13 protein-coding genes are annotated in these 12,204 nt (G+C 53.1%); all 13 read right to left on the bottom strand.

Annotated features, from left to right (window positions below; all coding sequences use genetic code 11):
- Positions 1–328 precede the first annotated feature (328 nt).
- The 13 genes from lysS to EDM54_RS02255 all read right to left on the bottom strand — a co-directional run bounded on the left by lysS (position 329) and on the right by EDM54_RS02255 (position 12,041).
- A complete protein-coding gene (lysS, locus tag EDM54_RS02315) occupies positions 329–1,849 on the bottom strand; it encodes a lysine--tRNA ligase (RefSeq protein WP_003390348.1) in 1,521 nt (506 codons plus the stop codon).
- A gap of 101 nt (positions 1,850–1,950) precedes the next feature.
- A complete protein-coding gene (gene greA, locus EDM54_RS02310) occupies positions 1,951–2,427 on the bottom strand; it encodes a transcription elongation factor GreA (protein ID WP_003390347.1) in 477 nt (158 codons plus the stop codon).
- 218 nt (positions 2,428–2,645) lie between these two features.
- Complete coding sequence (gene dusB, locus EDM54_RS02305) at positions 2,646–3,674, bottom strand: tRNA dihydrouridine synthase DusB (protein ID WP_003390346.1); 1,029 nt, start codon at positions 3,672–3,674, stop codon at positions 2,646–2,648.
- A 96-nt stretch (positions 3,675–3,770) separates the two neighbouring features.
- Complete coding sequence (locus tag EDM54_RS02300; protein ID WP_003390345.1) at positions 3,771–3,983, bottom strand: helix-turn-helix domain-containing protein; 213 nt, start codon at positions 3,981–3,983, stop codon at positions 3,771–3,773.
- Positions 3,935–4,465: a 2-amino-4-hydroxy-6-hydroxymethyldihydropteridine diphosphokinase gene (gene folK / locus EDM54_RS02295; RefSeq protein ID WP_003390344.1), complete on the bottom strand. Its 531-nt coding sequence runs from the start codon at positions 4,463–4,465 to the stop codon at positions 3,935–3,937. The genes EDM54_RS02300 and folK overlap by 49 nt, the downstream gene beginning before the upstream one ends.
- A complete protein-coding gene (gene folB / locus EDM54_RS02290; protein ID WP_003390343.1) occupies positions 4,465–4,833 on the bottom strand; it encodes a dihydroneopterin aldolase in 369 nt (122 codons plus the stop codon). The genes folK and folB overlap by 1 nt, the downstream gene beginning before the upstream one ends.
- Entirely contained in the window at positions 4,826–6,022 is a 1,197-nt protein-coding gene (gene folP / locus EDM54_RS02285) for a dihydropteroate synthase (protein ID WP_174768866.1), read from the bottom strand. The genes folB and folP overlap by 8 nt, the downstream gene beginning before the upstream one ends.
- Positions 6,023–6,085: 63 nt before the next feature.
- Complete coding sequence (gene pabC, locus EDM54_RS02280; RefSeq protein WP_122957697.1) at positions 6,086–6,931, bottom strand: aminodeoxychorismate lyase; 846 nt, start codon at positions 6,929–6,931, stop codon at positions 6,086–6,088.
- A 47-nt stretch (positions 6,932–6,978) separates the two neighbouring features.
- Complete coding sequence (tatC, locus tag EDM54_RS02275) at positions 6,979–7,701, bottom strand: twin-arginine translocase subunit TatC (protein WP_122957696.1); 723 nt, start codon at positions 7,699–7,701, stop codon at positions 6,979–6,981.
- 152 nt (positions 7,702–7,853) lie between these two features.
- Positions 7,854–8,102 carry a twin-arginine translocase TatA/TatE family subunit gene (tatA, locus tag EDM54_RS02270; RefSeq protein ID WP_003390338.1) on the bottom strand — a complete coding sequence of 83 codons (249 nt, stop codon included), beginning with the start codon at positions 8,100–8,102 and terminating at the stop codon, positions 7,854–7,856.
- A 20-nt stretch (positions 8,103–8,122) separates the two neighbouring features.
- Positions 8,123–9,766: a PhoX family protein gene (locus EDM54_RS02265; protein ID WP_035979683.1), complete on the bottom strand. Its 1,644-nt coding sequence runs from the start codon at positions 9,764–9,766 to the stop codon at positions 8,123–8,125.
- A 170-nt stretch (positions 9,767–9,936) separates the two neighbouring features.
- Positions 9,937–10,521, bottom strand: coding sequence for an aminodeoxychorismate/anthranilate synthase component II (gene pabA, locus EDM54_RS02260; RefSeq protein ID WP_003390336.1), 585 nt, complete (start codon positions 10,519–10,521; stop codon positions 9,937–9,939).
- On the bottom strand, positions 10,518–12,041 hold the full coding sequence (locus tag EDM54_RS02255) for an anthranilate synthase component I family protein (RefSeq protein ID WP_371862622.1): 1,524 nt from the start codon (positions 12,039–12,041) through the stop codon (positions 10,518–10,520). The genes pabA and EDM54_RS02255 overlap by 4 nt, the downstream gene beginning before the upstream one ends.
- Positions 12,042–12,204: the final 163 nt, after the last annotated feature.

The following is a 12,204-nucleotide window of genomic DNA, read 5'->3' as shown; positions in this document are numbered from 1 at the left end:
TGTTCAGTTTTCAAAGAGCATCTTTTTGGAACAACCTCTTTATTATATCAACCAGAGTTTCGTTTGTCAATAAGTTTTTTTATTAACAACATTCCCTCAAGGCGACTTTTAAAGTCTACCACGTTTGCAGTAGATAGGCAAGAGGTATTTTTTGTATCATTACTCTTTTTGTGAAGAACTCGTTCTTTCGAGAAGAACCCGCAAAAACGAGAACGAGATTTAATATACCACTTCAAAACGTACTCTGCAAGTGAAATAAATGGAAAAGCCGCTCATGCAACCACATGAACGGCCTCTTCCTTGTACTGTCTTCAATTATCTATGCGAATTAATCGCGGGCACGCATATGCGGGAACAGCAGTACGTCGCGAATCGAAGGCGAATTGGTAAGCAGCATGATCAAGCGGTCAATCCCGATCCCCAGTCCACCGGTCGGCGGCATACCGTATTCCAACGCTTCAATGAAGTCTTCATCCATTTCATGCGCTTCATCGTTTCCAGCTTCTTTTTCCAAGAGCTGCGCCTCAAAACGTTCCCGTTGGTCAATGGGATCGTTCAGCTCGGTAAACGCATTCGCATGCTCCCTTGCGACAATAAACAGCTCAAAGCGATCGGTAAACCGTTCATCCTGCTCGTTTTTCTTGGCCAACGGCGAAATCTCTACCGGATGGCCGTATACGAAAGTAGGCTGGATGAGTGTCTCTTCGATTTTTTGTTCAAAGAACTCGTTTACCACGTGGCCGAAGGTATGGTGCGGTTCGACCTGCACACCATGCTCCTTCGCCAGAGCACGCGCTTCTTCATCGCTCATATGCTTCCAGAAATCGACCCCGACGTGTTCCTTGACCAGATCAACCATGTGTACACGGCGCCATTTCGGTGTCAGATCGACTTCATGTCCTTGATAGTGGACCTTGGTCGTTCCCAATACTTCCTGAGCGATATGGGCGATCAACTCTTCTGTCAATTTCATGATGTCTTCAAAGTCAGCATACGCCTGATACAGCTCGATCATCGTAAATTCCGGGTTGTGACGGGTAGAGATCCCTTCATTCCGGTATACGCGGCCGATCTCATACACTTTCTCCAATCCGCCGACAATCAGCCGCTTGAGGTGCAGCTCAATGGCAATGCGCATATACAACTGCATGTCCAACGCATTGTGATGGGTAATAAACGGACGAGCTGCTGCTCCCCCGGCGATCGCATGTAGCGTTGGCGTTTCCACTTCAAGGAAACCGAGGCTGTCCAGATAACGGCGCATCGAAGTCAGGATGCGGCTTCGTGTGATAAATGTATCGCGCACCTCGGGATTGACGATCAGATCGACGTAGCGCTTGCGGTAACGGGTCTCGATGTCCTTGAGACCGTGATATTTTTCAGGCAATGGACGAAGCGACTTCGTGAGGAACGTAAGCTCTTTCGCCTTTACGCTGAGCTCGCCCGTTTTTGTCTTGAAAACAACACCGCTCACGCCGATCAGGTCGCCAATGTCGCTGATGTTAAACACTTTAAAAGCTTCTTCGCCGACTGTGTCCAGCCTTACGTAGATCTGGATTTGGCCGGAGCGGTCCAAAAGCTGGGCAAAGTTGGCTTTCCCCATATCCCGTTTGGCCATCAGGCGTCCGGCAATGGAGACCGTCGGAGCTTCTTGTTCCAGCTCTTCCTTTGTCTTTTCGCCAAAGCGGCTGACAATATCGGCCGCGTGATCTTTCTGTTCAAACTTCTTCCCAAATGGGTCAAGGCCCCATTCTCGAAGCTGATTCATTTTGTCATGGCGCACTTGCAGCAACTCATGAAGACTTTCCTGTTGCTGTTCTTGCTGCTGTTGGTCTTGCTCGTTATTCATAGCCTCATTCACTCCTTACCATACCTTGGTGACGATTTGGGCGGCTGGATAAATAGCGATACGGCGTACCCTTTTATCAAGGTACGCCTTGTTTCAGCCGATTACAAGTTAATATCGAGAATTTCGTACTGGATAACGCCTGCCGGAACTTGCACGTCGACAATGGACCCTTTTGCTTTTCCGAGCAACGCCTGACCTACCGGAGATTCGTTGGAGATCTTGTTGTTCATCGGATCGGACTCAGCCGACCCTACGATCGTGTACATCACAATGTCTCCGAACTCCAGATCTTTCAGCTTCACTGTGGATCCTACGCTTACGACGCCGGTGTCCACGTCTTCGTTCGTAATGATGCGAGCGTTGCGCAGCATCTTTTCCAGGGTAAGAATACGCCCTTCGATGAATGCCTGCTCGTTCTTCGCCTCTTCGTACTCGGAGTTCTCGCTAATATCTCCATAGCTGATCGCTTCTTTAATCCGTGCTGCAACTTCCTTGCGTTTAACCGTTTTCAAATCTTCAAGCTCTTGTTCGAGTTTTGCCAAACCTTCTGGTGTGAGAATCACTTCTTTTTCCGACATGGTTCAATTCCCCCGTTTAAAATAATTCCTTTCGCACTGGGTAAAGTACAAAGGATTATATGTAGATGCTCTATACAATATACAGGCAGAACGTGAATGCCAAGCTGTCGACTCCAATTGTCATAGGGAAAGCTGCCAGAGTGAACTGGCAGCTTACGTCCCGATAATACGACGTATTATAGGATATGAAGGAACCCTTGTCAATGTTTAGGATACCGTTAGTAGCTCACTGCTTCTTCCTGGGGCAGAGCTGCTTCTTCATCCACATCGTCTGCATGGTTTTCGACCCATTCCACATACTCCGTCAGGACGCGGCGAAGCTCTTCTTCTGTCTCGACAGCGTTGATCAGGTTTTTCGTATGGGTAGAACCCTTTAAGCCTTTGAGGTACCAGGCGGCGTGTTTGCGCATTTCCAGCACGCCTACTCGCGGCCCTTTCAATGCGATCAGCCGCTCGGCATGCAGCATGCAAATCTCCATCTTTTCACGCGGAGTCGGCTCAGGCAGCAATTCTCCCCGGGTGAGATACTGGACGGTCCGGTACAGCATCCACGGATTGCCCAAAGCTGCACGACCGATCATTACGCCATCGCAGCCGGTTGTATCCAGCATGCGGCGAGCGTCTTCCGGCGAAGCCACGTCACCGTTCCCGATGACCGGAATGGAGACCGCTTCCTTGACGCGGCGAATCCAATCCCAATCCGCTTTCCCCTTGTACATTTGAACACGGGTGCGTCCGTGAACGGCAACGGCCTTGGCCCCTGCACGTTCTATCGCCTGGGCGTTTTCAATCGCGTACATGTGCTCCTCGTCCCAGCCAAGCCGCATTTTGACGGTAACCGGCTTCTCTACGGCATCCACTACAGCGGAAACCACTTCGTAGATTTTGTTCGGGTCCAGCAGGAGCCTTGCACCGGCATCGCAGCTGACGATTTTCGGAACCGGGCACCCCATGTTGATATCAATGATATCGGCGTTTGTATATTGATCGACATGTTTCGCCGCCGCTACGAGCGTTTCCTTGTCGCCGCCAAAAATCTGCAGGCTTAGCGGTTTTTCGCGCTCATCGACAAACAGCATATCCATCGTCTTCTTGTTTCCGTGCACGATCGCTTTGTCGCTTACCATTTCAGCGCAAACGAGACCTGTGCCAAACTCCTTTGCAATCAAACGAAATGCAGGGTTGCATACCCCTGCCATCGGAGCAAGAACGACGTTGTTTTTCAACTCAATGTTTCCGATTTTCATTTATCATTCAACCTCCTTTTCCCGCAGTTCCGCAGGGAGTCATACACACACCACGGCCCGACGAGTGGATGGAGAGGCTAAGCCCCAAGAAAAAAGTTATTTATTATTTATAGCACATAATTCCTCATAATCAACCTGTAAAGTGCTGGCGATCTTCCGCAACACAGGCTCGGTCGGCATTCGCGTTCCTCTTTCCAGCGATCCGACAAAAGAGAGCGAGACGCCCATCTTTTCTGCCAGCGACTGCTGTGTCAAGCCTTTCAGTTTGCGGAATGACCGGATCCGGTTTCCCAGACGATTGTTCCCCATTTTTGTACCCCCTTGTCATCTTGCGGCAACAACCTGAGGAAATCGTCTAAAGGCCGGTTAAATACAGGCAGCAAGCCACCCTCCAAGACGTCGCGCAAAGGAACGAGCACGAAAGCCCGCTCTGTCATTGCAGGATGAGGGATGGTCAAATGCTCCTGATCCAGCGCTGTGTCTCCGTACAACAGCACATCGATGTCAATGGTCCGTGGCCCCCAACGAATCGTTCGCACACGTCCCAACTCCTGTTCGACTGCCAGTGCACTCTCCAGCAGCTTCTCCGGAGTCAGATCCGTTTCTACAGCAACAGCCATATTCAGAAACGCCTCCTGATCGACAAAGCCGACCGGAGCGGTTTCGTATACAGGTGAAATGCGGACGACCGAAATCCCTTCTCGTCCGTGCAGCTTTTCAACTGCTTGTCGCAAATTATCCGCCCGATCGCCCATGTTGGAGCCGAGCGCCAAGTACGCACGCACCGTCATTAGGCACTACCCTCTCTTTTGCGGCTCATCTCGATGGCAACGGAATCATAGTGGCCGTTGATCGGAGGATCAGGCTTTGTCACCCTGACTTTTACTTCTGAAAACGGAAACGCCTGCAGCAATCGATCCGCAATCCGCGCGGTCAATGCCTCCACCAGGTTGTAACGCTCTTTTTCTACTATTTGTTGCACACAATGAAATACATCGGCGTAATTCACGGTATCGTTTAGGTCGTCGCTTGCTCCTGCCCGGGACAAATCCATAGACAGTTCCAGATCGACATAAAATCGCTGCCCCAGCTTGGCCTCGGCTTCAAACACTCCATGATAACCGTAGAACGCCATTCCATTAAAATAAATTTTATCCAATTAGGCCGCCCCCTTTCAACATCGCGTCCATCATGGCGGTCACTCGCTTCATTTCCTTGACGTCGTGGACACGAACAATCTGGCAGCCCTTCGCTACGCCTAAAGCTACCGTGGCGGCAGTCCCTTCGAGGCGCTCCTCCACCGGCAGATCCAGGACGCGCCCAATCATCGATTTGCGCGATGTTCCCAGCAGGACCGGATAGCCAAGCGCCACCAGGTCATCCAATCGGCGCATCGCCTCGAGATTTTGCTCCAGCGATTTGGCAAAGCCGATGCCCGGATCGAGAATGATCATCTCGTCACGGACCCCCGCTTCCCTGGCAATCGCGACGGACTTACGCAAATCTCTGACCATATCGCTGAAAAAGTGGGTGTAGGCGGTATCCTCGCGGTTGTGCATGAGAATAATCGGCACCTCATGCTGGGCGGCCACTTCTGCGATTCTTCTGTCTTTTTTGGCTCCCCAGACGTCATTGATGATATGGGCGCCGGCACGAATCGCCTGTTCGGCTACCTCGGACTTGTACGTATCGACCGACAACGGAACGGAAAGCTCCTCGACCAACGCACGCACAACCGGAATCACCCTGTCCAGCTCCTCGGCCAGCTCTACGGGAGCCGATCCCGGACGGGTCGATTCTCCGCCGATATCAATGATGTCCGCGCCTGCTTCTACCAGGGCACGCGCCTGGGCTATCGCCCGCTCGATGTCCGTATAGCGGCCGCCATCGGAAAAGGAGTCAGGCGTGACATTTAAAATCCCCATGACGAGCGTCTTTTGTCCGAGCGGCAGCACATGGCTTTTGCAGTGAATGGCTTTTCTTTGCCGAAGCTGGCGACGCATCGCGAGCAGCTCCCGCACTTCCGCAGCCGCTACCCGCAGTCCGTCTGTCTGATCCGGGATGCGTTCGAGCAATGCCTGCCACTGTCCGTATGTACCCTTCATATATAGGTCGGTTAAATCGGGAAGAGCCGGATTGTCGTGCATGACAGCGTCTCCGCCGAGAAGCTGCATCTCTTTTCGCAGCAATGCCGCCTCTTCAAAAGCAAGCCTCTCGACATGAATCTGCAATGGCTCTCCCGCATCGGCAAAACGCTCCCTGTCGGCAGGCTTGACTCCTTGGCAGGCGAGCTCTTCTTCTACTTCCATGCGGTTTTGAGCGTGAATCACGAATGGATTATGAATCATGAGCCTTGCTTCCTTTCGCGTCTTGAATCTCTCGTTGACATGTTGTCTGATAGCATACCATAATTACCCACCACACGCTACAGACTCACGGTACGCCAGGTGCAGCGCCTGCGTATAGCTTCCATAAGCGGCAGGAAGTACCTTTCCATTCACCTCTGATACCGGAACGATCTCCTGGATGGAATTCGTCACAAACGCCTCGCTGGCACTCTCCAGCTCCTCCAGCCGATAAAAGCCCTCTTGCACAGGGATGTCCAGCTTTTGGGCCAGATTCAGCACGTGCCTCCTCGTGACCCCATCCAGTATGCCCGTTTCGACTGCGGGCGTAAACATGCTGCCGTCTCGAATCCAGAAAAGATTGCTCACGATCCCTTCGGCCAGATAGCCGTCATGGGTCAAAAATAGGCCTTCGACGTCGGTTTGGTTCCCGACCTCCAGACGGGCCAGGGCATTGTTCAAGTAATTGTGCGACTTGAAGCGAACCGGGCCTTCCGCTGTCTGGCGGGGAATCGACAATACTTGCAGCCGCTTCGGACGAGGGGGCAGCGCGATCGGCGGAACGCTTTTTGCAAAAATAAACAGGGACGGACGAGCATATCCTTCCGTCACCAGTCCTACACCCTCGTTGCCTCCCGTTATGCTGATCCGCACGTATGCATCCGCAAGGCCGTTCGCTTTGGCTGTTTGCAGGATGGCCGCCTCCAGCTCTGCGGAGCTCCACGCATTCCTTATGTGCAACGCCAAAAGCCCGGCGGATAACCGGGCGAAGTGTTGATCCCACAGAAACAGCCGTTCCTGATAGACACGCACAGTCTCAAACAAGCCGATCCCGTACAAAAATCCATGGTCCAAAACAGACACCGCCGCCTGCTCGGCAGGGACGATCTGTCCATTCACATACACGTACATGGCATTCTCTCCCGCTATCCTTCTTGGAGAGCATCATACCATATTTCTCAGCCGATCTGCGCGGTCTCCTCCAGCCGTTTTCGGTGGATGAAACGGGAGATGCTGATCGACATTTCGTACAGAGCGATCAAGGGGACGATCACCAGCACATCGGAGACCAGATCAGGCGGCGTAATCGTGATGGAGATGACGGAAAGGAGAAAATACGCCGGTTTTCGCAGCTTGGCCAGCCGATGCGGATTGAGAATGCCCAGATGGCTGAGAAACAGCACGATTACAGGCAGCTCGAACAAAAGCCCAAACGGAACGCAAATATTGAGCATGAATGTAAAGTAGTCATTCGCCGTGATGACGAGATCGAAATTGCCGTTGGACAATCCGAGCACAAATTGATACATCAAGGGAAACAATACGAAGTAGGCAAAGCCGAGCCCGATCAAAAACAGGAAAAAGAGCGCCGGTATATACAGCATGGCTACTTTGCGCTCCTGCTCGGTCAGTGCCGGCACGACAAAACGCCAGGCTTGATAAGCGATGATCGGGATGGTGATAGCAATCGCTCCGACCGCGGAAAGCTTGATGTAGATCGACAAAATGTCGTTGGGACCGAGAATCGCCAGCTTTTCCTCCGAACGGCTCGCCAAAAAATGATAGATGTGATCTACGAACAAAAAGCACGTCACGAGACTGATGACAAAGGAAGCCAGAACGATGATCAGTCGGCGGCGCAGATCGGTCAGGTGTTCGAGAAACGGCATGGCTCGCCCCATGGCTCACTCCTCCTCCTCGTGAAAAAGTACACAAAGCCCGGTAAAAATGGCACAATGCGGCTTAAAACGACCGGGTTTTCTCAATATATCCTGCCGGGCAGCGGCAAAGGGCAGTGCGCGCGCGGCACACCACCCTTCTCCCTGCAGATGGTTTAGTTAACTCGATTCAAGGATTCTTCACCGTTTTTGCCGGCAAGGACGACTGCCTTGTCAGGCGTATCCTTGTCCTTCTGCTTTTTCTCGTCGTCCTCGTCCTTGGTCAGATCTTTGGCAGCCGACTTGAATTCGGTCAGGGTGCGCCCAAAGGCTCTCCCGATCTCAGGAAGCTTGCTCGGACCGAAGATGACGAGGGCAATGATCAAAATGAGGATAAGCCCGGGAATACCGATGCTGGACAACATGGCTGGCTACACTCCCTTTTTTAGAAGCCGGTAACAGCGATAACACCCGGCATGGCGACAGCATTGCCGCCTTTTGGCCAGTGGCTGGTCGGCTGATCGTAGGATTTCAGGTTTTCACCAGGATGCTGGACGGACAGGAACAGGGTCGTTTCATCCGGAGTAAACCACGGTCCGGTCATTTCCGCTCCTACTGGCGCAGAAGCAAATTGTGCCACTTCTCCTTTGTTTGCCCCGGTTGTCGGGATAAAGAAGATGCCGTTGTTGCCAAACGATTTGTAAATGCCGCTGTTCATGGACGAGGAAGAAATGTCCGTCACAACCCACAGGTTGCCTGCGCTGTCGAACGCCATGTTGTCTGGAGCAGCAAATCCGCTTTGCGGTCCGCCGGCGGCAAAGATTTCAAAGGTGAAGTCCAGACCGGCATGGTTGCCGTCTTTTTCAAACAGGCGGACAATTTGGCCGTAGAAATTTCCGTGCTTGGAGTTGTTCGTCATGGCGATAAAGACACTGCCGTCGATTGGATGCACTTCTACGTCCTCCGGGCGATCCATCGGAGTCGCTCCCACTGCTTTTGCAGCTTCGCGGCAATTCACGAGCACATCCGCCTGAGAGGCAAACAACGCTTTGCCGTCACTGTCGGTCGCTTTTTGCAGCGCTTCGTTGGAGGCGAAATCAAGTGCGATCCACTTTCCTTTGCCGAAGTTGGCTACATACAACGTGCCTTCCTCCAGCAGCTTGGAGTTTTGTTTGCCGTCGCTTGGATTGAACTTTCCTTTGGAAACGTACTTGTAGACGTACTGGTCGTTGGCGTCATCGCCCATGTACACGACAAGCTGTCCGGTAGGAGCGATGACCATCGCTGTATTTTCATGAGAGAACCGTCCCAGGGCCGTGTGCTTCTTCGGTGTCGATGCGGGATCAAAAGGATCGACCTCGACAACCCAGCCATAGTGGCGATTATCCTTCAGTCTGCAATCGTCGACGACATCCTGGAAGTTTTCTTCGCAGGACAATATCGTGTTCCACAAGGTCACTCCGCCGGAGCAGTTGGCGAAGGTACCGATTACTTCTTTGGCAAGGGAAGCGGCGGGGCCCGTCAATTCATGCTTGGTCAGCCCGCTCACACGGCGGCCGTATTTGGAGTCTGGAACCAGCTTCCATCTGCCGCCCTCGCGTTTTACCTCTACGACCGAGCCGCCCAGTGCGTACAGATACTTCTGGACTTGCTCTGCGGTGCGCTTGTTTTGCTTCGGATCGGCATTCAGCACATCGTAGCCGGTAACGTAGTACTCCAGCTCGCCCAAGTATTCATGATTGACCCAGAGGAGGCCGTGATCGGCGCTGCCGTCGATCGGCAGGAAGCAGGTGAAATCAGCATTGAACCCGAATGTATCCCCGTTCTGATTGATCCTGTCTCCGTAGACTGCGATCACATCATACTTGTACCCGCTAGGCAGCACAACATCGTCCTTGGTGGATGGCTCAATCGGCTTGAATTTCGGATTGAACTTGTGCTTCTTGTCTTCCAGCCCAAACAGATGATCAGCCGTTTTCCCGGAGATCGATTGCCCTGCAGCCAATGCAGGAATGCCTGTAGCCAGAGAGGCAAGGGCTGCCGTACCTGCACCCAGATAGGTCAAAAATTGTCGACGGTTCACGTCCATTCGCGTTCGCTCCTTTGTCTCTTTACTCACCTCCCGATTGTACAAGCCGTTCGTCTAGTTACTGTGAAAGCATGATTAAGAATGCGTAAAACTGTTTGTATGTTCTGTAAAGAAACAAAAAAGACCGCTCGCAATTTACGAGCAGTCTTGGACTATCGTGTTGTTGTACTCTATTTCACAGGTTCCTTTGCGTATGCTGTCAGGAAGTTTTGCAGCAGCTTCTTGCCGTGTTGGGTAATGATCGACTCCGGGTGGAATTGCACGCCCTCGATCGGATATTCGCGATGGCGCAGGGCCATGATTTCCCCTTCTGCCGTTCTCGCGGTCACTTCAAGCTCGGGAGGCAGCGTCGCTTCCTCCACGATCAGCGAATGGTATCGCGCAGCAGTAAACGGCGACGGAATGCCGGCAAAGATCGTCTTGCCGTCGTGGAACACCTCTGACGTCTTGCCGTGCATCAGACGTTCCGCGCGAAGCACCTTGCCTCCGAACACCTGACCAATCGACTGATGGCCCAGGCATACGCCCAGGATCGGAATTTTCCCAGCGAAATGGCGAATCGCCTCCATGCTGATGCCCGCTTCGTTGGGCGTGCAAGGCCCGGGGGAAATCATCAAATAGTCGGGGGCCAGTTGTTCGATTTCTTCCAGCGTGATTTTGTCATTGCGGCGGACCTGCAGCTCCTGCCCCAGCTCGCCTACATATTGCACCAGGTTGTACGTAAAGGAATCGTAATTGTCAATCATCAGAATCATACGCTCTTCTCCTCTCGACTCTTCTTTCTGTTCTCGCTCAACTCCAAAGCCTTCCACAACGCTTCCGCCTTTTTCAGCGACTCGAGATACTCCGCCTGCGGCTTGGAATCAATGACGATCCCTGCACCTGCCTGTACATGCGCCATACCGTCCTTGACGACCATCGTACGGATCGCGATGTTGGTCTCCACGTCACCGTGAAAGCCAAACCAGCCGATGGAACCGGTGTAGACGCCGCGTTTGACGGGCTCCAGCTCCTCGATGATTTCCATCGTCCTGACTTTGGGCGCTCCTGTGATTGTCCCGCCCGGAAAAGCGGCTGCCACAGCGTCAAAGGCATCCTTGTCCTCTGCCAGCTCCCCTTCCACGTGAGAGACGATATGCATGACATGCGAGTATTTTTCCACGACCATGAACTCGCTGACGTGCACGCTGCCATAGCGGCTGACCCGCCCGAGATCGTTTCGCTCCAGGTCGACCAGCATGACGTGCTCGGCCCTCTCCTTCTCGTTTTCGACCAGCTCTTGCACGAGCGCGTTGTCCTCTGCCTCATTTTTCCCGCGGGGTCTTGTCCCGGCGATCGGGCGCGTGCTGACCTTTCCGCCCTTCGCCTTGATGAGCAGCTCCGGCGAGGCGCTGACCAGCTGAAATTCGGGAAAATGGAGGTAGCCCATGTAAGGGGACGGGTTCAGCTTGCGAAGGACATCGTACACTTCCGGGGCCGACACTTGCATCGGCTTGCTCTGGCGTACAGAGAGGTTCACCTGAAAGACGTCGCCAGCCGAAATGTAGGACTGGACCCGGCGTACCGCTTCCTCAAACTGCTCCTGGGCAAACGATACCTGCACAGGTTCCTTGGACTCCAGAGGGCGTTTTCGCAAGGCATCCCAATCGCTGCCGTCCTCGCCTTTTTCCGCCAAGGCAACGCGATCCAGCTCCTCGGCCAGCCGTTCCAGCCGAATCCGCGCAGCGTGGTACGAATCTTCCGTCAATGAACCGGAGGGCAAATGCGTCAGACAAAAGCATTCACGTGTCGCATGATCAAAGACAAAAACGTCTTGCATTATCATAACATACAGATCGGGCAACTGTAAGTCGTCCAGGGCAATCTGCGGCAGGCCCGGTTCAAAAAAGCGGTTCATCTCGTAGCTGAGGTAGCCGACTGCTCCTCCGTAAAAGTCGGGAAAGTCCGGGATGGCCGGTGTCCGGTAGCGGGCCAAAAAGCGCCGCAGCGCATCCAACGGATTTTCTCCCTCGAGAGCCTCAGTCCGCTCGTCCGCATAAGCAACCACCGTATGGTTGTTCCTGCTGCTGACTGTTGCGATCGGCTGACAGGCGAGATAGGTGTAGCGTCCTGCACGGCCGCTTTCCAGGAGTACAGCCCCCTCCAAGGATGGCTGCAGAGCTTGCAGAAGGTCCCAGGGGTCCAGGCTGTCCGGCCATGCCACACGCTTTGCTAACGGGACGTAAGGATAAGAAGCTGCATATTGGGTCAGATCGGAAAAGGAAGGCACGATCACAAGGTTCACACTCCGGTATGCATACTAAAAACATCTAGCACTAGCATATCATAACCGCTGCCCTTGTCCTTAGCTGTTTGTTGCCAACGTCCTTAGCTGTTTGTTGTTGCCAATGTCCTTGGCTCCTGTTTGTTGCCAAACGGCTTGCTTCTAGGCTGCGGTT

The organism is Brevibacillus borstelensis (genome assembly GCF_003710865.1).
In the GTDB taxonomy this organism is placed as follows: Bacteria; Bacillota; Bacilli; order Brevibacillales; family Brevibacillaceae; genus Brevibacillus; species Brevibacillus borstelensis.
The sequence above is the reverse complement of the archived record's forward strand: the minus strand, read 5'-3'. Positions and strand labels throughout refer to the sequence as shown.